Annotated in this window: 19 protein-coding genes; 10 read left to right on the top strand and 9 right to left on the bottom strand. The window is 61.0% G+C overall.

The window, feature by feature from the left end:
- Positions 1-33 precede the first annotated feature (33 nt).
- Entirely contained in the window at positions 34-1,443 is a 1,410-nt protein-coding gene (locus tag KCG87_RS14065; protein WP_210557453.1) for a PLP-dependent aminotransferase family protein, read from the top strand.
- Between the two features lie 112 nt (positions 1,444-1,555).
- Here the strand turns inward: KCG87_RS14065 and KCG87_RS14060 are convergent, their stop codons facing one another.
- Positions 1,556-2,374 carry a pyruvate, water dikinase regulatory protein gene (locus KCG87_RS14060; RefSeq protein WP_007960912.1) on the bottom strand — a complete coding sequence of 273 codons (819 nt, stop codon included), beginning with the start codon at positions 2,372-2,374 and terminating at the stop codon, positions 1,556-1,558.
- 174 nt (positions 2,375-2,548) lie between these two features.
- On the opposite strand from KCG87_RS14060, the gene ppsA reads away from it, so the two are divergent.
- The 8 genes from ppsA (at position 2,549) to KCG87_RS14020 (ending at position 10,811) form a co-directional block, all read left to right on the top strand.
- Positions 2,549-4,924: a phosphoenolpyruvate synthase gene (ppsA, locus tag KCG87_RS14055; RefSeq protein ID WP_096797095.1), complete on the top strand. Its 2,376-nt coding sequence runs from the start codon at positions 2,549-2,551 to the stop codon at positions 4,922-4,924.
- Positions 4,925-5,111: 187 nt separating this feature from the next.
- Entirely contained in the window at positions 5,112-6,101 is a 990-nt protein-coding gene (locus tag KCG87_RS14050) for an alpha/beta fold hydrolase (protein ID WP_027613293.1), read from the top strand.
- A gap of 226 nt (positions 6,102-6,327) precedes the next feature.
- Positions 6,328-6,819, top strand: a complete 492-nt coding sequence (gene rraA, locus KCG87_RS14045; protein WP_047599043.1) for a ribonuclease E activity regulator RraA — start codon at positions 6,328-6,330, stop codon at positions 6,817-6,819.
- A gap of 22 nt (positions 6,820-6,841) precedes the next feature.
- Positions 6,842-7,837 (top strand): zinc transporter ZntB, encoded by a 996-nt coding sequence (locus KCG87_RS14040; protein ID WP_027613291.1) that lies wholly within the window; start codon positions 6,842-6,844, stop codon positions 7,835-7,837.
- Positions 7,838-7,900: 63 nt separating this feature from the next.
- Positions 7,901-8,149, top strand: coding sequence for a hypothetical protein (locus tag KCG87_RS14035; protein ID WP_003223293.1), 249 nt, complete (start codon positions 7,901-7,903; stop codon positions 8,147-8,149).
- Positions 8,150-8,151: 2 nt separating this feature from the next.
- Positions 8,152-8,976 (top strand): mechanosensitive ion channel domain-containing protein, encoded by an 825-nt coding sequence (locus KCG87_RS14030; RefSeq protein WP_007916401.1) that lies wholly within the window; start codon positions 8,152-8,154, stop codon positions 8,974-8,976.
- Positions 8,977-9,063: 87 nt separating this feature from the next.
- Positions 9,064-9,654 carry an RNA polymerase sigma factor SigX gene (gene sigX / locus KCG87_RS14025; RefSeq protein WP_011333251.1) on the top strand — a complete coding sequence of 197 codons (591 nt, stop codon included), beginning with the start codon at positions 9,064-9,066 and terminating at the stop codon, positions 9,652-9,654.
- Positions 9,655-9,761: 107 nt separating this feature from the next.
- Positions 9,762-10,811, top strand: a complete 1,050-nt coding sequence (locus KCG87_RS14020; protein WP_027613290.1) for an OmpA family protein — start codon at positions 9,762-9,764, stop codon at positions 10,809-10,811.
- 62 nt (positions 10,812-10,873) lie between these two features.
- On the opposite strand, the gene cobA is transcribed toward KCG87_RS14020, so the two are convergent.
- The 8 genes from cobA to KCG87_RS13980 form a co-directional block, all read right to left on the bottom strand.
- Positions 10,874-11,638, bottom strand: coding sequence for a uroporphyrinogen-III C-methyltransferase (gene cobA, locus KCG87_RS14015; protein WP_027613289.1), 765 nt, complete (start codon positions 11,636-11,638; stop codon positions 10,874-10,876).
- A 13-nt stretch (positions 11,639-11,651) separates the two neighbouring features.
- Positions 11,652-14,363, bottom strand: a complete 2,712-nt coding sequence (locus tag KCG87_RS14010) for a nitrate reductase (RefSeq protein ID WP_210557455.1) — start codon at positions 14,361-14,363, stop codon at positions 11,652-11,654.
- On the bottom strand, positions 14,363-14,680 hold the full coding sequence (gene nirD, locus KCG87_RS14005) for a nitrite reductase small subunit NirD (protein ID WP_210557457.1): 318 nt from the start codon (positions 14,678-14,680) through the stop codon (positions 14,363-14,365). The genes KCG87_RS14010 and nirD overlap by 1 nt, the downstream gene beginning before the upstream one ends.
- Positions 14,677-17,130: a nitrite reductase large subunit NirB gene (gene nirB, locus KCG87_RS14000; protein ID WP_134785853.1), complete on the bottom strand. Its 2,454-nt coding sequence runs from the start codon at positions 17,128-17,130 to the stop codon at positions 14,677-14,679. Before nirB ends, nirD begins: the two co-directional genes overlap by 4 nt.
- 421 nt (positions 17,131-17,551) lie before the next feature.
- On the bottom strand, positions 17,552-19,222 hold the full coding sequence (locus tag KCG87_RS13995; protein WP_210557459.1) for a bifunctional protein-serine/threonine kinase/phosphatase: 1,671 nt from the start codon (positions 19,220-19,222) through the stop codon (positions 17,552-17,554).
- Between the two features lie 7 nt (positions 19,223-19,229).
- Positions 19,230-20,441, bottom strand: coding sequence for a nitrate/nitrite transporter (locus KCG87_RS13990; protein ID WP_210557461.1), 1,212 nt, complete (start codon positions 20,439-20,441; stop codon positions 19,230-19,232).
- Positions 20,442-20,806: 365 nt separating this feature from the next.
- Positions 20,807-21,382 (bottom strand): ANTAR domain-containing protein, encoded by a 576-nt coding sequence (locus tag KCG87_RS13985; RefSeq protein WP_027613283.1) that lies wholly within the window; start codon positions 21,380-21,382, stop codon positions 20,807-20,809.
- 15 nt (positions 21,383-21,397) lie between these two features.
- Entirely contained in the window at positions 21,398-22,609 is a 1,212-nt protein-coding gene (locus KCG87_RS13980; RefSeq protein WP_210557462.1) for a CmpA/NrtA family ABC transporter substrate-binding protein, read from the bottom strand.
- A 223-nt stretch (positions 22,610-22,832) separates the two neighbouring features.
- Between KCG87_RS13980 and KCG87_RS13975 the strand changes: the two genes are divergently transcribed.
- The gene (locus tag KCG87_RS13975; RefSeq protein WP_134785856.1) at positions 22,833-23,852 is read left to right on the top strand and encodes a quinone-dependent dihydroorotate dehydrogenase; all 1,020 of its coding nucleotides are present in this window, start codon (positions 22,833-22,835) and stop codon (positions 23,850-23,852) included.
- The last annotated feature ends 162 nt before the right edge of the window (positions 23,853-24,014 follow it).

Genomic DNA, 24,014 nt, shown 5'->3' with positions numbered 1-24,014 from the left:
GAACCTGTTTTCAGCACGCTATTCGGGGCGACAATGACTGTCAAAGTAAGTATTGCCATGGTGTCAATCCTCCGCGACGGCCTCGCCAACGGGGTGGGGGTAAAGTACAAGCGCCTGGCGGATGCGGTGCAGCAGGCCATCGCCGAAGGCGTGATTGCGGCGGGAGCGAAATTGCCGCCGCACCGGCTGTTGGCCGATAGTCTGGGCGTGACCATTGGCACCATCAGTCGCGCCTATGGCGAACTGGAGCGGGTCGGTCTGGTGGTGGCCCGGGTCGGCGATGGCACTTATGTGCGTGAGCGCGGGATGGAGCGGCCGCAGGACAAGGGCTTTCGCAATGTCAGCGATGAGCCGCGCGCCTGTTTCGACATGAGCCGCAATCAGCCGATCCCTGGGCAGGAAGCGGCATTCATGAGCCAGACCCTGCACAGCCTCGCCAGTGATCCGCGCGGCTTGCAGCAGTTGACCGGTTACACCGTCGAAAGCGGTTTGCTGCGGCATCGGCAGGCGGGGGCGCGTTGGTTGAGTCATGGCGCGTTCCAGCCGCACGCCGATCAGGTGTTGTGCGTCAATGGCGGCCAGCATGGCTTGCTGTGCGCCTTGATGGGCCTGCTCAAGGCCGGCGATACGCTGGTTACCGAGCATCTGACTTACCCGGGGCTGATCAGCGTCGCGCGCCAGTTGGGGATCAAACTCATCGGTGTCGCAATGGATGACGAAGGGCTGCTGCCGGCAGCGCTGGACGACGTCTGCCGGCAGCATCGCGTCTCGGCGCTGTACTGCACGCCGACGATTCAGAACCCGACGGCGGCAGTCATGTCGGTGCCACGGCGCGAGGCGATTGCCGACATCTGTCGCCAACACAATCTGCTGGTTTTCGAAGACGACGCGCATGCGGTGCTGGCCCGCCAGCGACCGTTGCCTTTGAGCCATTTCGCCGCCGAGCGTGCGGTGTTGATCGGCAGTCTGAGCAAGGCCGTTTCAGCCGGTCTGCGGGTCGGTTATCTGCATGCACCGCAAACGCTGATCGGGCGCCTGAGTGCGGCCATTCGCGGCACCTGCTGGATGGCCAATCCGCTGGCGATGGAGTTGGCGAGCCGCTGGATCGACAACGGCATGGCCGAGCGTTTGCTGGATGAGCAGATCAGCGAAATCGGCCGGCGCAAGGCGCTGGTCGCACCGGTGTTGGCGGGGCTCAATTACAAGGCGGATGCGCATAGCCCGCACTTCTGGATTGAGGTGCCGGAGCTGTGGCGCGCATCGCAAATTGCTGCGGAGCTGAAGGAAAACAACTACCTGGTGGCCACCGCCGAGGCCTTTGCGGTCGGGCATGCGGCGGTGCCGCAGTTCATTCGAGCGAGTGTGTGCAATGCGGTGGGGGATGACCGGTTGTTGCTAGGCGGGTTCGAGGCTCTGGCGCGGGCATTAACGGAAACCGTGTAATCGTTCTTCGCGAGCAAGCCCGCTCTCACATGCGATCGCATTCCAACTGGAGGAGCTCGATCAACCTGTGGGCGCGGGCTTGCTCGAAGGCGTCGGAACAGACGCCACAAATCTATTTGAACCGCCGCTCCACGCCTTTCTCCACCAGAATCTTCGCCGAAATCTCTTCCACCGAAAAATGCGTGGAGTTGATGTGCGGGATGTTCTCGCGGCGGAACAGGTTTTCCACTTCGCGCACTTCGAATTCGCACTGGGCGTAGCTCGAATAGCGGCTGTTGGGCTTGCGCTCGTTGCGGATCGCGGTGAGGCGGTCGGGGTCGATGGTCAGGCCGAACAGCTTGTGCTGATGGGCGCGCAGGGCGGTCGGCAGGGTCAGGCGTTCCATGTCGTCTTCGGTCAGCGGGTAGTTGGCCGCGCGGATACCGAATTGCATTGCCATGTACAGACACGTCGGCGTCTTACCACAACGCGACACGCCCACTAGTATCAGGTCGGCCTTGTCGTAATAGTGGGTGCGCGCGCCGTCGTCGTTGTCGAGGGCGAAGTTCACCGCCTCGATGCGCTCCATGTAATTGGAGTTGTGGCCGATCGAGTGCGACTTGCCGACGGTGTAGGAAGAATGCTCGGTCAGTTCCTGTTCGAGCGGGGCGAGGAAGGTCGAGAAAATGTCGATCATGAAACCATTGGACGTTGCGAGAATCTCACGGATGTCCTGATTGACGATGGTGTCGAAGATGATCGGACGGAAGCCGTCGGTTTCGGCGGCTTTGTTGATTTGTTGTACCATGGCCCGCGCTTTGTCCGCGTTGTCGATATACGGCCGCGTGAGCTTGGTGAAGGTAATGTTTTCGAACTGCGCCAGAAGGCTTTGACCCAGGGTTTCGGCGGTAATGCCGGTGCCATCGGAGATAAAGAAAGCAGATCGTTTCATTTGCACCTTGGGCCTTAAGCTAAAGAGTATTTCTGGATATGATAGGCGCGATTTGCCGGCCGCCATTGGCCCGCATTCTCACTTATTTTCCAGGTCCAGGCCATACAGCCGGCCAACGCTCCCCCGAGCCGCCGGTTTCTGAGCTTTTCCAACACAGTTAGTGGAGAGATCACCTTGGTAGAGTACGTAGTTTCCCTCGATAAGCTCGGCAAACACGATGTTGAGCATGTGGGGGGCAAGAACGCATCCCTGGGCGAGATGATCAGCAACCTGGCGGGTGCCGGTGTGTCGGTCCCCGGCGGCTTTGCCACCACCGCGCAGGCCTATCGCGACTTTCTCGAACTGAGCGGCCTCAACGATCAGATCCACAAGGCTCTCGACGCCCTGGACGTCGATGACGTCAATGCACTGGCCAAGACCGGTGCGCAGATCCGTCAATGGATCATGGACGCCGAATTCCCTGAAAAACTCAATACCGAGATCCGCACCGCGTTCGCCGCGCTGTCGGCCGGTAACCCTGACGTGGCCGTGGCCGTGCGTTCTTCCGCCACCGCCGAAGACTTGCCGGACGCCTCGTTCGCCGGACAGCAGGAAACCTTCCTGAACATCCGTGGTGTGGAAAACGTTATTCGCGCCGCCAAAGAGGTGTTCGCTTCGCTGTTCAACGACCGGGCGATTTCCTACCGCGTGCACCAGGGCTTCGACCACAAACTGGTCGCCCTGTCGGCTGGCGTGCAGCGCATGGTGCGTTCGGAAACCGGTACCGCCGGCGTGATGTTCACCCTCGATACCGAATCCGGTTTCCGTGACGTGGTGTTCATCACCGGCGCCTACGGTCTGGGCGAAACCGTTGTTCAAGGCGCGGTCAACCCCGACGAATTCTATGTACACAAAGGCACCCTGGAAGCCGGTCGCCCGGCGATCCTGCGCCGCAACCTCGGCAGCAAGGCGATCAAGATGATCTACGGCGACGAGGCCAAGGCCGGTCGTTCGGTGAAGACCGTCGATGTCGACAAGGCTGAACGCGCGCGTTTCTGCCTGACCGACGCCGAAGTCAGCGAGCTGGCCAAGCAGGCGATGATCATCGAGAAGCACTACGGCTGCCCGATGGACATCGAGTGGGCCAAAGACGGTGACGACGGCAAGCTGTACATCGTGCAGGCCCGTCCGGAAACCGTGAAAAGCCGCACCCAGGCCAACGTCATGGAACGTTACCTGTTGAAAGAAACTGGCACCGTGCTGGTGGAAGGTCGTGCCATCGGCCAGCGCATTGGCGCCGGCAAAGTGCGGATCATCAAGGACGTCTCGGAAATGGACAAAGTCCAGGCCGGCGACGTGCTGGTCTCCGACATGACCGACCCGGACTGGGAGCCGGTGATGAAGCGCGCCAGCGCCATCGTCACCAACCGTGGCGGCCGTACCTGCCACGCGGCGATCATCGCCCGTGAACTGGGGATTCCAGCGGTCGTGGGCTGCGGCAACGCCACCCAACTGTTGAAAGATGGCCAGGGCGTAACCGTGTCCTGCGCCGAAGGCGACACCGGTTACATCTTCGAAGGCGAGCTGGGCTTCGACGTCAAGAAGAACTCCGTGGACGCCATGCCGGAGTTGCCGTTCAAGATCATGATGAACGTCGGCAACCCGGACCGCGCCTTCGATTTCGCGCAGCTGCCGAACGCCGGTGTCGGCCTGGCCCGTCTGGAATTCATCATCAACCGCATGATCGGCGTCCACCCGAAAGCGCTGTTGAACTACGACGGCCTGCCGCAGGAAATCAAGGACAGCGTCGACAAGCGCATCGCCGGTTACAACGATCCGGTCGGTTTCTACGTCGAAAAACTGGTGGAAGGCATCAGCACCCTCGCGGCAGCGTTCTGGCCGAAGAAGGTCATCGTGCGTCTGTCGGACTTCAAGTCCAACGAATACGCGAACCTGATCGGCGGCAAGCTGTACGAGCCGGAAGAAGAAAACCCGATGCTCGGCTTCCGTGGCGCTTCACGTTACATCAGCGAATCGTTCCGTGACTGCTTCGAACTCGAATGCCGCGCGTTGAAACGCGTGCGCAACGAGATGGGCCTGACCAACGTCGAAATCATGGTGCCGTTCGTTCGTACCCTCGGCGAAGCCAGTCAGGTAGTCGATCTGCTCGCCGAAAACGGCCTGGCCCGTGGCGACAACGGCCTGCGCGTGATCATGATGTGCGAACTGCCATCCAACGCGATCCTGGCTGAAGAATTCCTCGAGTTCTTCGACGGTTTCTCGATCGGTTCCAACGACCTGACTCAGCTGACACTGGGCCTGGACCGTGACTCCGGGATCATCGCGCACCTGTTCGACGAGCGTAATCCGGCGGTCAAGAAGCTGTTGGCCAACGCGATTGCCGCTTGCAACAAGGCCGGCAAGTACATCGGAATCTGCGGCCAGGGCCCTTCGGACCACCCGGATCTGGCCAAGTGGCTGATGGAGCAGGGCATCGAAAGCGTGTCGCTGAACCCGGATTCCGTACTGGAAACCTGGTTCTTCCTCGCGGAAGGTCAGGCGCAGGCTTGATCCATATGTGAACGGCCATCCTCCCCTGTGGGAGCGGGCTTGCTCGCGAAGACGGAATAAGATCCGCCACAAATGTTGGCTGATACACCGCTTTCGCGAGCAAGCCCGCTCCCACAAAGGTCGGGGGCTTTGAGATTGAAGTAGGGCGGGCTCCTGTAGATGCCGCCCTTTTTTGTGCAAGAGCATTATGCAAAGCAGCAGCAACCTGTTTCCTGTCGCCCTGATCAGCGCCGAACGTCGCGGTGATCTGAGCGAAGATGTGTATCGACTCAAACCCGGCAACAGTCCCGACTGGTCCGTGGAAATCGCCGTGACCCGCTTGGGCATGGCCGACGACACGACACCACGCGGCGTGCCGGTGATTTTGTTGCACGGCAGTTTTTCCAATCGGCGCTTCTGGTTTTCCCCCAAGGGCCTCGGGTTGGGTGCGTACCTGACCCGTCTGGGCTTCGACGTGTGGATCCCGGAGATGCGCGGTCACGGCCTGTCGCAGCGCAACGAGGACTACCGGCGCAACCGCGTAGCCGACTACGCCCGTTACGATCTGCCGGCGATTGCCGCGTTCGTCCGCGAGCAGAGCGGGCAGGTGCCGCACTGGATCGGCCATTCGCTGGGCGGCATCACGCTGGCGGCGGCGCTGGGTGGCGAATACCTCGGCGAGCCGGCCGTGGCCTCGGCGGCGTTTTTCGGCACGCAGGTCAGCCGCACGTACTGGCCGCTGAAGATTCCACCGGTGGAGTGGAGCGGGCGCTTCATTCTCAAGCGTTTCGCGCAGTTGTCCGGCTCACGCCTCAAGCGCGGCCCGGAAGACGAGCCGATCGGGCTGGCGCTGGAAAGCATGCGCTGGTACGGCTTGTTCGGGCGTTTTGGCGACAAGGACAAGGACTGGTGGGCCGGCCTGGCCGAGGTTCAGGTGCCGGTGCTGGCAGTGACCGCGGCGGGCGATCATCAGGATCCGGCGTGGGCCTGTCGCAAACTGTTCGAGCAGATCGGCTCCGAGCACAAACAGTTCGTCAATCTGGGGCGCGAGCAGGGCTTCAGCGACAACTTCGGGCATGTCGAGATGTTGGTGAGCAAGGCGGCGCAGGCCGAGGTCTGGCCGCTGGTGGCACGCTGGTTGAACGATCAGCAGACGCCGTTGCTCGGCGACAAGCCGGATCTTGCCGCTGCGGTCTGAGTCCGGGGCTCTGAAAAGGGCATTTCGTTCAGGTCGCCTTGCGGCTAAGATATGACGCATTGTGCGGTTCTGGTCATATTTGGTGGCTGTTTAGCTATTACGTTTCAGCGTTTGTTCAGGTTCGTTCAGCGACCATTGCATGAACTAAGGTAAACAGCGACCGCCGGGACTCGTTTCAAAAGAGTGCGACATCCTTGATCGTCTTCCTTTTTACAGGAGTTTTTCGATGAACCATTACCTCACGCCTGACCTGTGCGACGCCTATCCGGAGCTGGTGCAGGTGCTGGAACCGATGTTCAGCAATTTCGGCGGCCGTGATTCCTTCGGCGGCGAAATCGTGACCATCAAATGTTTCGAAGATAACTCGCTGGTCAAAGAGCAAGCCGAACTCAAGGGTAACGGCAAGGTGTTGGTGGTCGATGGCGGCGGTTCGCTGCGTCGCGCGCTGCTGGGCGACATGATCGCCGAGAAGGCCGCGAAAAACGGCTGGGAAGGGCTGGTCATCTACGGTTGTATCCGTGACGTCGACGTTATTGCTCAGACCGATCTCGGCGTTCAGGCGTTGGCCAGCCATCCGATGAAAACCGAAAAGCGCGGTATCGGCGATCTCAACGTACCGGTGACTTTCGCCGGCGTGACGTTCCACCCGGGCCACTACATCTATGCGGACAACAACGGCGTGATCGTTTCGCCAAGTCCGCTGCAGATGCCTGAATAAGTTTTTCGACAAAGGGATGCGGATGTTCGAGGAAGAAAACGCGCAGTGGGGGCTGGTGCATGCCCTGGTGCTGGACGGTAAAGGCGGTGCGCGTTCGATTGCCCGGACTGAGCTCGACGATCTGCAACTGCAGGCCCATGAGAGCCTGTGGCTGCATTGGGATCGCAGCCATCCGCAAACCCAGACCTGGCTGCGCAAATCCAGCGGCCTGAATGAATTTGCCTGCGACCTGCTGCTGGAAGAGAACACCCGGCCACGCCTGTTGCCGTTGCCGGATGCCGAACTTCTGCTGTTTCTGCGCGGGGTCAACCTCAACCCCGGCGCCGAGCCGGAAGACATGGTCTCGGTGCGGATTTTCGCGTCGGCGCAACGGGTCATCTCGCTGCGTTTGCGTCCGCTGCGTGCCACCGATGAGCTGCTGGCGCTGCTAAGCGAAGGCAAAGGCCCGAAAACTTCCTCTGAACTGATCCTGTATCTGGCGCAATTCCTCACCAACAAGGTGCAGGATCTGGTCACCTGCCTGTCGGAACTGGTCGATGAAGAGGAAGAAAAACTGGATGCCGACGAACGGTATACCCCCGAGCATGGCTCTATTTTGCACATCCGCCGCCGGGCGGCCGGACTGAAGCGTTTTCTGGCACCGCAGCGGGATATTTTCGGACAACTGACCCGGATAAAACTGCCGTGGTTTGTCGACGATGACGCTGACTACTGGAACGAATTGAACAACAGCCTGACGCGCTATCTCGAAGAGCTGGAATTGACCCGAGAGCGCATGGGGCTTGTGCTGGAGGCCGAAGACCGGCGTTTGAACGTGCGCATGAATCGCACGATGTACCGCTTCGGCATCATCACCTGCATCTTTTTGCCGATGAGTTTTCTCACCGGCCTGCTGGGCATCAATGTGGGCGGCATTCCGTTCTCGAGCAGCCCTTATGGTTTCCTGATTGCCTGTCTGACGGTGCTGGCGATGGCCTTCGGTCAATGGTGGTTATTCCGCCGTTTGCGCTGGGTGTGAATATGCAACATGTGACCCGACCAAATTTGCCCGCGTCTTTCACAGACATCACGAGAGGTGCGTATGCACGATCCGTTTGAACAGTCTTTGCGCGACATGCTCAACGCCTCGCCGTCCAGCCGTGACGACGACGCATGCCTGGGTCGCGTACTCAAAACCGCCAACCGCCAGGTGGGCGCCGGTGATCTGTTCAGCCTGCTGGGCCGCTGGCTGCCCGCGCTGATGATCGCCCTGAATAACGGATCGGCCCACGTCTCGCCGGTTTCCCGTCTTCGTAAAACTACTGCACGCACTGCTGATAAGGCTGATTGAATATGGAACTTGATCTCTGGACTCAGAGCCTCGTCACTGCAATGACTGCGTTGTGGACCAAAGTCGCCAACTTCATCCCGAACCTGTTCGGCGCACTGGTGGTGCTGCTGTTGGGTTTCGTGGTGGCCAAGCTGCTCGATACCTTGCTGTCCAAATTGCTCGCCAAACTGGGCCTTGATCGCCTGATGGGCGGCACCGGTCTGACCAAGTTGATGTCGCGGGCCGGCCTGCAAGTGCCGATCTCGACCTTGATCGGCAAGATTGTTTACTGGTTCGTTCTGCTGATTTTCCTGGTTTCTGCAGCAGAGTCCCTTGGACTTGAGCGAGTTTCAGCTACGCTGGACATGCTGGCGTTGTATTTGCCGAAGGTTTTCGGCGCCGCGCTGGTGTTGCTGGTGGGTGTTTTGCTCGCGCAATTGGCCAACGGCCTGGTGCGCGGAGCGGCAGAAGGCGTAGGGCTGGACTACGCTTCGGGTTTGGGCCGAATCGCCCAGGGGCTGGTGATCATCATCAGTATCTCGGTCGCGATCAGCCAGCTCGAGGTCAAGACTGACCTGCTGAACCATGTGATTGTCATCGTATTGATTACCGTTGGTCTGGCCGTTGCGCTGGCCATGGGTTTGGGAAGCCGGGAAATTGCCGGTCAGATTCTTGCGGGAATCTATGTGCGTGAGTTGTATCAGGTTGGGCAACAAGTGCGTGTTGGCGAGGTCGAAGGCCAGATCGAAGAGATCGGCACGGTTAAAACCACATTGCTGACCGATGAGGGTGAGCTAGTCTCACTTTCCAATCGGATCCTGCTGGAACAGCATGTGAGTAGCCGCTAACCCGGCAAACCCTGCTAATGTATGCCGCCGCAAAATGCCCTGAGAGGGGTGCGGCGGACATTGACCTGACTGTCGGCACGACTTGTTTTGAATAAAGCCCAAACGCTATCCACGCGCTATGACCCCCGTGAGCTCTCTGATGAGGAGTTGGTCGCGCGCTCGCATACCGAGCTGTTTCACGTGACGCGCGCCTATGAAGAGCTGATGCGGCGTTACCAGCGAACATTATTTAACGTTTGTGCGAGATATCTTGGGAACGATCGCGACGCAGACGATGTCTGTCAGGAAGTGATGCTTAAGGTGCTGTACGGCCTGAAGAACTTCGAGGGGAAATCGAAGTTCAAAACCTGGCTCTACAGCATCACGTATAACGAATGCATCACGCAGTATCGGAAGGAACGGCGAAAGCGTCGCTTGATGGACGCCTTGAGTCTGGACCCGCTGGAAGAAGCGTCGGAAGAAAAGGCGCCGAAACCCGAGGAGAAGGGCGGACTCGATCGCTGGCTGGTGTATGTGAACCCGATTGACCGTGAAATTCTGGTGCTACGATTTGTCGCAGAGCTGGAGTTTCAGGAGATCGCAGACATCATGCACATGGGTTTGAGTGCGACAAAAATGCGGTACAAACGTGCTCTAGACAAATTGCGTGAGAAATTTGCAGGCATTGCTGAAACTTAGTTCAGCGCAAATATCTCTTACGTGTAGGCAAGTTCTGATAGACTTGCCGCCGAGTTGTCCCCCGGTTTGCGGGACTGCTTCACAATCACCAGATGGGGATTTAACGGATGAAACTGAAAAACACCTTGGGCTTGGCCATTGGTTCTCTTATTGCCGCTACTTCGTTCGGCGCACTGGCACAAGGCCAAGGCGCAGTTGAAGGCGAGATCAACTACAAGAAGCAGTACAACGACAGCATTGATCATGTCGAAGACGGCTTCAACCCAGGCGCCAAAATCGGTTACTTCCTGACCGACGACGTCTCGATCAACTTCGGCTGGGATCGTAACAACCACACCCGTTCGAACGACGGTACCGGTAGCCAGAAACTGCGCGGTGACAACTTCGGTCTGACCGCTCAGTACCACTTCAACAACGCTGGCGACGCTCTGCGTCCTTACGTTGAAGGTGGTGTTAAGCACGGCAACCTGACCAACGTAGCTGCTGACGGCCACACCGGTCGCGACCAGTCGACTTTCCTGACTGCTGGCGCTGGCGTTAAGTACTACTTCGCTGAAAACTTCTTCGCCCGTGCTGGCGTAGAAGCTGACTACAAACTGGACAACGGCCGTTGGGACTACGCTCCATCGGTTGGTCTGGGTGTGAACTTCGGTGGCGGCGGCAAGCCAGCTGCTGCTCCAGTTCCAGCTCCGGCTGAAGTCTGCTCCGACAGCGACAACGATGGCGTTTGCGACAACGTTGACAAGTGCCCGGACACCCCAGCCAACGTAACTGTTGACGCTGATGGCTGCCCAGCAGTTGCTGAAGTTGTTCGTGTAGAGCTGGACGTGAAGTTCGACTTCGACAAGTCGGTCGTCAAGCCAAACAGCTACGCTGACATCAAGAACCTGGCTGACTTCATGAAGCAGTACCCAGCAACTCACACCACTGTTGAAGGTCACACTGACTCCGTCGGTCCTGACGCTTACAACCAGAAACTGTCCGAGCGTCGTGCAAACGCCGTTAAGCAGGTTCTGACCCAGCAGTACGGTGTTGAGTCGTCCCGCGTTCAGTCGATCGGCTACGGCGAATCCCGCCCAGTTGCTGACAACAAAACTGAAGCTGGCCGTGCTGTTAACCGTCGCGTAGAAGCGCAGGTTGAAGCTCAAGCTAAGTAATTAGCTGCCGCTACGAGAAAAGCCCGGCTCAGGCCGGGCTTTTCTTTGCCTGCGATTTGGCTTTACAGGGCGTACACAGTTCCCATGGGGGAGCTGCCGGAGACTGCGATCCTTTGCTCTGCAATGGCAGCCACTGCGCCGATGACGAGTATGGCCGGGCTCTTGAGCTCAAACCGGCAGGCGTCGTCACTCATGCTCATCAGATCACTGCGGCACTCGCGCTGTTCTGGCAGAGAGGCATTCTCGATCATCGCCACCGGGGTATCTGCCGCCATCCCGCCGGCCAATAGCTGATCGCGAATCTCGCCAAGCTTGGCCACCCCCATGTAAATCACCAGTGTCGTCCCACCTTGCGCCAACGCTTGCCAGTTCAATTGACTGTCGTCCTGGGTGTGCGCGGTCACCAGCGTCACCCCGCGCGCCACACCGCGCAACGTCAGCGGAATATCGCATTGCGTCGCGCCGGCGAGTCCGGCGGTAATACCGTTGACCAACTCGACCTCAATCCCACGTTCGCGTAACCACTGCGCCTCTTCGCCGCCACGACCGAAAATGCACGGGTCACCGCCCTTGAGCCGCACCACGCAGTTGCCTTGGCGCGCATAACGCAACATCAGCCGATGGATGAACGCCTGCGGTGTCGAGCGACAGCCGCCGCGTTTGCCCACGGCAATGATTCGCGCGGTGGGGCAATGCTCCAGCACCGCGGCATTGACCAGATCGTCAATCAACACCACCTGCGCTTCACGCAATGCGCGCACCGCTTTGAGCGTCAGCAGTTCGGGATCACCGGGACCTGCACCCACCAGCCAGACTTTTGCATTCATGGTGTTTTCCTTATCAGCTGGATACCGGCTGCAGATCGGCCGCCAGCAATCGTTTGATTTCCGGGACGCACGAACCGCATTGCGTGCCGCATCCCAGTTGTCGTTTGAGGCCTTGCAGATCGAGACCCTGGCGAATCCCGGCACACACCGCGCTGTGGCTGACGTTTTGGCAGTTGCATAGGGTTTTTCCCGGATTGGCCTGCAAACCGGCACTGCCCGGCGGCGCACTCATCGGTGCCAGCAGCCAGCGTCGCAGTTGTTCATCGGCGCGGCCCTCCAGCCATAGCCCCTGCAGCCAATGCTGGGCCAGGGTTTCGCCGGCCAGGCGGATCGCGGTGATGCGGCCGTTTTCGATGCGTACCCGTTTGCCGATGGCGCGACGCGCGTCGTCGTAGGCCAGTACCGGCCCGTCGAGCAGCGCCAGACACTGATCGATATCGCGCAGCAGTTGCGGCTCCGGCGCCGTGGCGCTGGCAGCGCGTATCAGCAGCGCGGGCCGTTCACGTCCGGCAAGGCTGAGGCTGACGTAGGAAAACGCCTCACACAGGGGTCGTAGTGTCTCGAAATGCCGTTGAACATCGCCCTCGATGAGTGCGAAGAGCTGCCATGGCAGATTCACCGGTTCCAGACGCACGCCGCTGTGCTTGAGTTCGGGCTGCTTCGACAGCGGGTCGAAGGCCGCCAGGGTCAGGCTGTTTACTCCGCCCTTGAGAAAGCGCTCGCCCCAGTGCATCGGCAAAAAGGCCTGGCCCGGACGTATGCCGTCATCGCTGCCGACGGCCACAATCACCGCACCGCGCCGACTCTTCAGGTTGACCAGATCCCCCGGCTGCAAACGATGACGGCGCATTTCGTCCGGATGCAGGCTCAACAGCGCTTCGCTGACATGCCCGAACAATTGCGCTGCGGTGCCGGTGCGGCTCATGCCGTGCCATTGATCGCGCAGACGGCCGGTGATCAGGGTCAGCGGAAACCGTGCATCGCGTTGTTCTTTGGCCGCGCGATAAGGATCGGCAACAAACTGCGCACGACCGTTGGCCGTGGGAAAAATCCCGTCGCCATACAAACGCGCGGTGCCTTGTCGGGCGCCGGTGGGGAAGGGCCACTGCTGCGGTCCCAGTTCATCGATCAATTGATGGCTGATGCCCGACAGGTCCAGATCGCGTCCACGGGTCAGTTGTTTGTATTCGTCGAACAACTGCGCCGGATGCTCGAAAGCAAACAGGCTTGGTTGTTGCGGACGCAGACGTTGCTCCAGCCGTTGTGCGAAATCCACGGTGATCGCCCAGTCCGGCCGCGCTTCACCGGGTGGGAGAATGGCCTGGCGCACGTGGGAAATGCGCCGTTCGGAGTTGGTCACCGAACCTTCTTTCTCGCCCCAACTGGCAGCGGGTAACAACAGGTCGGCGAAGGCGGCGGTTTCGGTGGTGCGGAAGGTTTCTTGCAACACCACGAACGGGCAGGCCTGCAGCGCCTCGCGAACCGCGTGTTGATCGGGCATGGACTGTGCGGGGTTGGTGCAGGCAATCCACAGCGCCTTGATCTGGCCGCTGCGCATCCGCTCGAACAGCTCGATGGCGCTCAGTCCAATGTTTTCAGGCAGTTGATCGACGCCCCAATAGGCTGCCACTTCGGCGCGGTGTTCGGGGTTGGCTGCCTCCCGGTGACCGGGCAGCAAATTGGACAGGCTGCCGGTTTCCCGCCCGCCCATGGCATTTGGCTGACCGGTCAGCGAGAAAGGTCCTGCGCCTGGCCGGCCGATCTGCCCGGTGGCCAGGTGCAGATTGATCAGCGCGCTGTTTTTCGCGCTGCCAGCGGTGGACTGATTCAGGCCCATGCACCAAAGCGACAGGAAACTTGGCGCCGTGCCCACCCATTCCGCGCACTGCTGCAATTGCTCGACACTGATCCCGCACAGTTGCGCGACCATTTGCGGGGTGTAATCGCGCACCCGATTTTTCAGTTCAGGCAAACCGTCGGTGTGCGCCTTGATGAAGTCGCGGTCGATCCAGTCTTCCCACAGCAGCAGATGCAAAATCCCATGGAACAGAGCGACATCGGTGCCGGGCAAAATTGCCAGATGCAGGTCCGCCAGCTCACAGGTGTCGGTGCGTCGGGGGTCGATGACGATGACCTTCATCTGCGGTCGGCGCGATTTTGCCTCTTCAAGGCGTCGGAAAAGAACCGGGTGGGCGTAGGCCATGTTACTGCCGGCGATCATCACGCAATCGCTGAGCTCCAGATCTTCATAGCTGCACGGCGGCGCATCGGCGCCGAGGCTGCGCTTGTAACCGACCACTGCCGACGACATGCACAGCCGGGAATTGCTGTCGATGTTGTTGGTCCCGACTAGCGCTCGCGCCAATTTGTTGAAGGCGTAATAGTCTTCGGTCAGCAACTGTCCGGAGATGTAAAACGCCACGCTGTCCGGGCCGTGTTCGGCGATGGTCTCGGCAAAGACCTGGGTCGCGTGATCCAGCGCCGTATTCCAGTCGCAGCGACTGCGCGCCAGGCCTTTGCCCAGACGCAGCTCCGGGTACAGCGCCCGGGCGGCCAGATCGCCGGTCAGGTGCAGGGTCGAGCCTTTGCTGCACAATTTGCCGAAGTTGGCCGGATGCGCCGGATCGCCGCTGACGCCGAGAATGCGCTCGCCGTCATGCTCGATCAGCACGCCGCAGCCGACGCCGCAGTAGCAGCAGGTCGAGGCGGTCGTCTGGCGGTTCATCAGACCGCATCCCGCAGTGCCAACTGCACGCGGCCGTTTTCGACCCGGGCCGGATGATGGTGCGCGCAGCCGATGTCCGGGGCCTGAGCCTCGCCGGTTTGCAGGTCGATCTGCCAGTTGTGCAGCGGGCAGGCCGCGCGTTTTCCGTAGATCAAACCTTGTGACAGCGGCCCGCCCTTGTGCGGGCAGCGGTCGTCGAGGGCGAAAACTTCGTCGTCGCTTGTACGAAAAATCGCGATGTCGCCTTTCGGCCCGGCAATGATCCGCGAACCGAGGGCATTGATCTCTTCCAGGGCACAGATATCGAGCCAATTCATGCCGGCACCTCCAGGTTTTTCACGGGGATCACCTCGAATTCTTTCTTCAGTTGCGGCTGCGCCAGACGCTCTTTCCACGGGTCCTGTTCGAACGACAGGGAGAACTGCAGACGCTCGTTCAGGGCCTTGCGCCGCTCCGGATCTTCAAGCACGGCCTGCTTGATGTGCTCCATGCCGACCCGTTGCAGGTAGTGCACGGTGCGTTCGAGGTAAAAGGCTTCTTCGCGATACAGCTGCAGGAACGCGCCGTTGTATTCACGAACTTCCTCGGCGGTTTTCAGCTTGACGAAGAACTCGGCGACTTCGGTCTTGATCCCGCCGTTGCCGCCGATGTACATCTCCCAGCCGGAGTCGACACCGATGATTCCTACGTCCTTGATCCCCGCTTCCGAGCAGTTGCGTGGGCATCCGGAGACAGCGAGTTTCACCTTGTGCGGCGACCACATGTTGAACAGGTCGTGCTCAAGCTCGATACCCAACTGCGTCGAGTTCTGCGTGCCAAAGCGGCAGAACTCGCTGCCGACGCAGGTTTTCACGGTGCGGATGGATTTGCCGTAGGCGTGGCCGGACGGCATGTCGAGGTCTTTCCAGACGCCCGGCAAGTCCTGCTTCTTGATCCCCAGCAGGTCGATGCGCTGACCGCCGGTGACCTTGACCATCGGTACGTTGTATTTGTCGGCCACGTCGGCGATGCGGCGCAGTTCCGAAGGGTTGGTCACGCCGCCCCACATCCGTGGCACCACCGAATAGGTGCCGTCCTTCTGAATGTTGGCGTGGGCGCGTTCGTTGATCAGGCGCGATTGCGGATCGTCCCTGGCTTCGCCGGGCCAGGTGGAAATCAGGTAATAGTTCAGCGCCGGCCGGCAGGTGGCACAGCCATTCGGGGTGCGCCAGTTGAGGTAGCTCATGGTGTCGGCGATGGTCAGCAGATGCTGTTCGCGGATCGCCTGGCGGATCTGCCCGTGGTTGAGGTCGCTGCAACCGCAGATGGCTTTTTCGCTTTTCGGTTTGACGTCCGCCGCGCCGCCGACGGTGTTGATCAGGATCTGCTCGACCAGCCCGGCGCAGGAGCCGCAGGAACTGGCAGCCTTGGTGTGCTTCTTCACGTCATCGACGCTGAACAGGCCGTGTTCCTGAATCGCCTTGACGATGGTGCCTTTGCACACGCCGTTGCAGCCGCAGACTTCGGCAGTGTCGGCCATGCTCATGGCTTTGTCCTGGCCCTGATGTCCTACGTCGCCGATAGAATTTTCACCAAACATCAGGTGATCGCGGATCTCGCCGATGGCGTGATTCTCACGAATCTGTCGGAAATACCAACCGCCATCTGCCGTATCGCCGTACAGACAGGCGCCGACCAGCACGTCATCCTTGATCACCAGTTTTTTGTACACGCCGCCGATCGGGTCGGAGAGGGTGATGGTTTCGGTGCCTTCGCCGCCCATGAAATCACCGGCGGAAAACAGGTCGATGCCGGTGACTTTCAATTTGGTCGAGGTCACCGAGCCCTGATAGCGGGCGAAACCCAGTTGTGCGAGGTGATTGGCGCAGACCTTGGCCTGTTCGAACAGCGGCGCCACCAGGCCATAGGCGATGCCACGATGGCTGGCGCATTCGCCGATGGCATAGATGCGCGGATCGTAGGTTTGCAGGGTGTCGTTGACCAGAATCCCACGGTTGCAGGGAATGCCGGCGCGTTCCGCCAGTTCGGTGTTGGGGCGGATGCCGGCGGCCATCACCACCAGATCGGCGGGGATGATCTCGCCGTTCTTGAACTGCACCGAGCCGACCCGGCCATTGCCCGCGTCGTGCAGGGCTTGGGTCTGTTCGCACAGGCGAAAATGCAGGCCACGGGCTTCGAGCGCCGTTTGCAGCAGTTGGCCGCTGGTCTTGTCCAGCTGTCGCTCCAGCAGCCATTCGCCGATGTGCACCACGGTGACGTGCATGCCGCGCAGCATCAGGCCGTTGGCGGCTTCGAGGCCGAGCAGGCCGCCGCCGATGACCACCGCGTGTTTGTGGGTTTTGGCGGTGTCGATCATCGCCTGGGTGTCGGCGATGTCGCGGTAACCGATCACACCCTGCAAGGTATTGCCGGGGATCGGCAGGATGAAGGGCGTCGAACCGGTGGCGATCAGCAGGCGATCATACTCAGCCTCGGTGCCGTCCTCGGCGATCACCCGGCGTTTGACTCGGTCGATCTGCACCACCTTGCGGTTGAGCAGCAACTTGATGTGGTTTTCCAGGTACCAGTCGAGGTCGTTGAGCACGATCTCTTCGAAGGTCTGTTCACCGGCCAGCACCGGCGACAGCAGGATGCGGTTGTAGTTGGTGTGCGGTTCGGCGCCGAAGACCGTGATGTCGTACAGCTCGTTGCTCAACTTGAGCAGTTCTTCCAGGGTGCGAACCCCGGCCATGCCATTGCCGATCATCACCAGTTTGAGTTTTTTCATCAGGTTCTCCGGGGAGCGGTGGCTGGCCTCTTGTGGGTAGTCAGGCCGTGCTCGACAAATGTTGCGCAAACAAAAAAAAGGCGTCCCGCTAGTTGCCTAGCGAGGACGCCTTTGTCCTGGTCCCGTTCTCTCGGGAAGCGCAGCCTTCGTCGTTGAAGGCTGGGCTTTATGTATGGTGAAACGGGTAATGCAGTGGTTGTGCCAAGTGGGAGAATGGCGTGTTTATTAGGCGGAAGCGGTTATAGACGGGGATTTTTTGCACCGAATCGACGCGGGTTGCTCGTTCGCGGGGCATTCAGGCAGACAGAATTGTTGTGATTGGGCTGGCCTCTTCGCGAGCAAGCCCGCTCCCACAGTGGAACCGAGTCGTTCACAAATCCCCTGTGGGAGCGGGCTTGCTCGCGAAGGGCGCGAAGCGGTATCAACGATGAAACAACACCACCAGCAGCACCAGATTCCCCAGCAAAGCCAGCAATGCTACCGTCCGCCAGACCGTCAACGGCTCACGCTCCAGCAAAGGCCTGGGTCGCACACTCAAACTGCGCCGCTCCCCTTGTTCCAGCACCAGCAACCATTCCTCAGCCGTTTCGAAGCGCTGTTGCGGATCCGCCGCCACGCCACGCTCCAGACTCTGCGCAATCCATTCCGGCACGTCCGGGCGGTAGCGACCGGCACTCACCGGCAGGCCGAATCGCGGCCGCTGGAAAGCTTCGACCTCGCCATAGGGGAAATGCCCGGTCAGCAGGAAAAACAGGGTCACGCCCACCGCGTACAGATCCTGTTGCGCACTCGGTGGCTCGCCGCGAAAGGCTTCCGGGGCGATGAAGCTGGGCGTTCCCGGCAGCGTTGACGGTGCGTCAGCGGACAGACCGGGGCAGTACGCCAGACCAAAATCCAGCAGACGTAACTCGCCATCGTCACCCAGATGCAGGTTTTCCGGCTTGATGTCGCGGTGCAGAATCTGCCGCCGATGCAGCAGGCCTACCGCCCGCAGCAAGCGCTCGGCAATGTCCTGCCACTGCGCCAACGGCAACGGGTTGTTGTTTTGAAACAGCTGCGCCAAGGTCATCCCGGAATATTCGCGCATCACGTAGTACAAATGCTGACGCTGAGTGCCGGCATGGATTTCAGGAAAATGCCGCCCGGCGACACGCTTGAGGAACCACTCTTCCGACAGCAAGGCTTGCCCGGCCTGGGGATCATCGGCCAGCCGCGCCGGCAGGGTTTTCAACAACCAGCCCCGACCTTGGCCATCCAGCACTCGATACAGTAGCGATTGCTGGCTCTGAGCGACAACGCCCTGCACCTGCCAGCCTTCGAACATCTGCCCGGTTTTCAGCGCTGGCGGTAGCGGCCATTGCTGTAAGTGAATCAGCGCATCGCCGATGTTCGCTTCGCCGAGCGCATCGACCCGTACCAGCAGCGCACTGGCATTATCCTGACTGCCGGCCAGATGCGCAGCGTTGACCAACGTGTGTGCGGCGCTATCGAGATCCGGCTGATCGCGCAGAATCGCCGCGATTGCGGTATCGCCCAGAGACGACCACACGCCATCGCTGAGCAGCACGAAACATTCGCCCTCGCGTAATTCACCGTCGAGAAAATCCAGCACCAGATGCTGATCCAGCCCCAGCGCGCGTTTGAGCACGTGCTGCATGCCCGGCTGCTCCCAGACATGATCCTGCGAAATCCGCTGCAAAGCGTCGGCCTGCCAGCGATAGACCCGGCAATCGCCGACGTGGGCCAGGGTGAAACGCCGACCGCGCAGAACCAGCGCGCTGACCGTGGTCAGCAACGGTTGCCGGCCGCCATTGGCCTGTAACCAGCGATTTTGTGCGAGCAGCAGGCGATCCAGCGCCTGCGCCACGCTCCAGGTTTGCGGCGTGGCGTAGTAGTCCAGCGCCAGTGCTTGCAGGGTCGAGCGTGCGGCCAGGCCGCCGTCGGCGCATTGGCTGACACCGTCGGCGATGGCGACCAGATAGCCTTTGCTGGCGGCCAGCGCCGGGGCGGGCGTCACCAAGCGCAGGGCGTCCTGATTTTCCGCGCGCGGGCCGGTGGCGCTGGCCTGGGCAAAGCTCAGTTGCAGGGGCATGGAGGCTTCAGACCCGCGCAGCGGTCACTGCGGCCGAACCCCAGGTGGTTCTCCAGCGACGTTTGACCCCGTGCAGACCGAACCACGCCAACACGCCGAGGCTGGCGAACAACCACAGCGCCAGTTGATAGCTGCCGGTGCTTTGCTTGATCGCGCCCATGCCGGCCGCCAGGGCAAAACCACCAATGCCACCGGCCATGCCGATAAGCCCGGTCATCACGCCGATCTCCAGGCGAAAACGTTGCGGCACCAACTGGAACACCGCGCCGTTGCCGGCACCGAGACCGAGCATGGTGCAGACGAACAGCGCCAGTGCGGCGTAGGAGCTGGGCAGGTTGAAACCGACAGCGGCGATGCAGATTGCCGCCACGGTGTACATCGCCAACAAGGTGCGGATGCCACCGAAGCGATCCGCCAACGCACCACCCAGCGGACGCATCAGGCTGCCACCGAACACGCAGGCAGCGGTGTAGTAACCCGCCGCGACAGGACTCAGGCCGTATTGGTCGTTGAAGTAGCCGGGCAGGGCGCTGGCCAGGCCGATGAAGCCGCCGAAGGTCACGCTGTAGAAAAACATGAACCACCAACTGTCGCGGTCGCCAAGGGCCTTGAAGTAGTCGGCCATGGCTTTGGCCTTGGGCCGCTGCGGGGCGTTTTTTGCCAGCCAGGCGAACAGCACCAGCGTCAGGATCAATGGAATCAGGGCGAAACCGAAGACGTTGCTCCAGCCGAACGCCGCAGCCAGCACCGGGGCGATCAGCGCGGCGAACACGGTGCCGGAGTTCCCGGCGCCAGCGATGCCCATGGCCTTGCCCTGATGCTGCGGCGGATACCACTGCGACGCCAGTGGCAGTGCGACGGCAAACGAAGCACCGGCCATGCCGAGGAACAGTCCCAGGATCAGCGCCTGTTCATAACTGTGGATGCCGAGTTTCCATGCGCCGAACAGCGCGCAGATCACGATCACCTGACCGATCAGGCCAGCGGTTTTCGGCGACAGACGATCGGCCAGCATGCCCATCACAAAGCGCAGCACCGCGCCGGCGAGAATCGGTGTCGCCACCACCAGACCACGTTGTTGTGTGGTCAAGTGCAGGTCGGCGGCGATCTGCACCGCCAACGGACCGAGCAGGTACCAGACCATGAAACTCAGGTCGAAATACAGGAACGCTGCGAACAGGGTCGGGGTGTGGCCGGATTTCCAGAAGCTTGAATTCATCGCGCACCTCAGCTGAAAAGAGTCTCGAAAGGAGTCACAGCAGGTGGCGCGCCGCCACGGCCGCACCACCGGCCCCGGGCTGTGGGGCCAAAACGCAAAAACGCCGCTACCTGGTTCGCCGATGTGGGCGAGCGGGGTGAGCGACGTCTTTGTCGTGGGTGGGGCAACCGCCGTTGGTTACCTGTGCGGAATACTTAGCGAGATTTGTGCCAATAAGTGAAATGGCGTCGCGGCCTTCGCGAGCAAGCCCGCTCCCACAGGGAATGCATTTCAAAGTGGAACCCCGACCTGCTTCACAGGAGATCGCGTTCCAAATGTGGGAGCGGGCTTGCTCGCGAAGGGGCCGGGAAAGCCAGCGCAGGCCTTCAGCCCAGCAACTCACTCATGGCAATGATCTGCTCCGCCACCTGAATCAGCTTCTGCTGGCGACTCATGGCCTGTCGGCGCATCAGGGTGTAGGCCTCTTCCTCGTTGCAGTCCTTCATTTTCATCAGCAGCCCTTTGGCCAGTTCGATGCGTTTGCGCTCGGCCAATTGCTGGTCGCGGGCCAGCAGTTGCGCGCGCAAGGCCTGATCGCTTTCGAAACGCGCCATGGCCACATCGAGAATCGGCTGCAGGCGCTGGGCGTGGATGCCCTCGACGATGTAGGCACTGACCCCGGACTTGATCGCCTGTCGCATCACCCCCGGGTCATGTTCGTCGGTGAACATCACGATCGGCCGGGGCTGGTCGCGGCTGACCAGCACCACTTGCTCCATGACATCGCGGCTCGGTGACTCGGTATCGATCAGGATCACGTCCGGGCGCACTGTTTCGACGCGGGCCGGCAGGTCGATGGTCAGACCGGACTCATCGATGACCTCGAAACCGGCCTCGGTCAGCGCGGCCTTCAGGCGCCCGACTTTTTTCGCGGTGTCGTTGATCAGCAGAATGCGCAGCATGTTGGCGGTCTCCTGTCAGCGGCGGGCGAGAAGGGCAGTGCTGTCGCTCAGGGCGTGCAGCTTGAAACTGCGGGCGTAACCAGCCGGATCGCTGCCGTCCCAGACTTTGCCATCGAGCAACTGGCTGCTGCGCATCTCCTTGCCCCACGCGGCGACACCGACGGCGGTGGCTGCTTCGCGGTAAATGTCCAGTTGCTGAACCTGGCGGGCCACCGCGAGGTAGTCGGGATCCTCGCGTAACAGGCCCCAACGGCGGAATTGGGTCATGAACCACATGCCGTCGGACAGGTACGGCAGATTCACCTCGCCGTTGCCGTGAAAGCGCAAGGCGTGCGGGTCCTGCCAGCGATTGCCGAGGCCATCGGCGTAATCACCGAGAAAACGCGGTTCGATGCAGGACAGCGGGGCGTCGAGGTATTCCGGGGCGCTCAGCAGCTGCGCGGTGCTGCGGCGGTTTTCCGGGTTTTGCTCGATGAAGCGGCTGGCCTCGAGGATCGCCATCACCAGCGCCCGTGCGGTGTTGGGGTATTGCTCGACGAACACGCGGGTGCAGCCGAGGACTTTTTCCGGGTGGTCAGGCCAGATGCTCTGGCTGGTAGCGAGGGTGAACCCCAGATCCTGCTGCACGGCGGCGGCCGCCCACGGTTCACCGACGCAGAAGCCATCGATGCGCCCGGCTTGCAGGTGAGCGACCATTTGCGGCGGCGGCACCACCACGCTGTCGACGTCCTGCAACGGATGAATGCCCTGACTCGCCAGCCAGTAATACAGCCACATCGCATGGGTGCCGGTGGGAAAGGTCTGGGCGAAGGTCAGTTTTGCGCGGGTTTGGTGCGCCTGCCGATCCAGCGCTTCAGGACTGGTCACGCCCAGTTGCTGCAAACCGTGGGACAGGTTGAGGCTCTGGCCGTTCTGGTTCAGGCCCATCAGCACCGCCATGTCGCTCGGCGCCACGCCACCGATGCCCAGATGCACCGCGTAAATCAGCCCATACAGGCTGTGGGCCACATCCAGCTCACCGCTGACCAGTTTGTCGCGCAAGGTCGCCCAGGACGCCTGGCGCTTGAGGTTGATCGTCAGGCCGTAGGGCTGGGCAAAGCCCTGTGTTGCGGCCACGACCACCGAGGCGCAATCGCTCAGGGCCATGAAGCCGAGGTTGATCACGCTTTTTTCCGGAGCATCACTGCCGTTGACCCAGGCCAGCGGCCCGACGGACGAATCACTCATATAAAGCCACCCTCAAAAAAAACGCCGTCCCAGGCTTTGCTAAGGCAAAACCTCCGAACGACGCCATTGTCCGTTCCCGCACGCCGCCATTGGCCTGTGGGCTGATACCCCTGAAAGTGCAAGGCATATGCCAGTCAGGCGGATTTGCCTGTGCGCCTCGCGCCGGGGGACGTTGCCCGGCTATAATCGCCGCCTCTTTTCGCCGCCCGAGTCATCGCCGCCCATGTACACCCTGGCCCGTCAGCTGTTGTTCAAACTTTCCCCGGAAACCTCCCACGATCTGTCGCTGGATCTGATCGGCGCGGGTGGGCGTTTGGGCCTCAACGGCATGCTGTGCAAGAAGCCGGCGAATGTGCCGGTGACGGTCATGGGCCTGGACTTCCCGAACCCGGTGGGTCTGGCGGCCGGTCTGGACAAGAACGGCGCGGCCATCGACGGTTTCTCGCAACTGGGTTTCGGTTTTGTCGAAATCGGCACCGTGACCCCGCGTCCGCAGCCGGGCAACCCGAAACCACGGATCTTCCGTCTGCCGGAAGCCGAGGCGATCATCAATCGCATGGGCTTCAACAACCTCGGTGTGGATAACCTGCTGGCGCGGGTCGCGGCGGCCAAATACAAGGGCGTGCTGGGGATCAACATCGGCAAGAACTTCGACACCCCGGTCGAGCGCGCGGTGGATGACTACCTGATCTGCCTGGACAAGGTGTATGCCCACGCCAGCTATGTCACGGTCAACGTCAGCTCGCCGAACACCCCGGGCCTGCGCAGTCTGCAGTTCGGTGATTCGCTCAAGCAGTTGCTGGCGGATCTGGCCACGCGCCGCGCCGAACTGGCCCTGCGCCACGGCAAGCACGTACCGCTGGCGATCAAGATCGCTCCGGACATGACCGACGAAGAAACGGCGCAGGTGGCTCAGGCACTGATCGAAACCGGAATGGACGCAGTGATCGCCACCAACACCACCCTGAGTCGCGTCGGCGTCGAAGGCATGGAGCACGGTGACGAGGCGGGCGGTCTGTCCGGCGCTCCCGTGCGTGAGAAGAGCACGCATACCGTGAAGGTATTGGCTGGTGAGCTGGGTGGTCGGTTGCCGATCATCGCGGCCGGTGGCATCACCGAAGGCAAGCATGCGGCCGAGAAGATCACCGCGGGTGCGAGTCTGGTGCAGATTTACTCGGGCTTCATCTATAAGGGCCCGGCGCTGATTCGTGAATCGGTGGACGCGATCGCTGCCTTACGCTGATCCCATTGTGGGAGCGGGCTTGCTCGCGAAAGCGCTGTTTCAGTCAACATTTGCGGTGGCTGACACGACGCTTTCGCGAGCAAGCCCGCTCCCACAGGTTATGTGTGCAGTTCAAATGATTTGCGGGCATAAAAAAGGGCTCCTCGAAGGAGCCCCTGGGCC

This window comes from Pseudomonas sp. MWU347 (genome assembly GCF_017947305.1).
Classification (GTDB): domain Bacteria; phylum Pseudomonadota; class Gammaproteobacteria; order Pseudomonadales; family Pseudomonadaceae; genus Aquipseudomonas; species Aquipseudomonas putida_A.
This window is presented reverse-complemented; position numbering and strand designations above follow the sequence as displayed.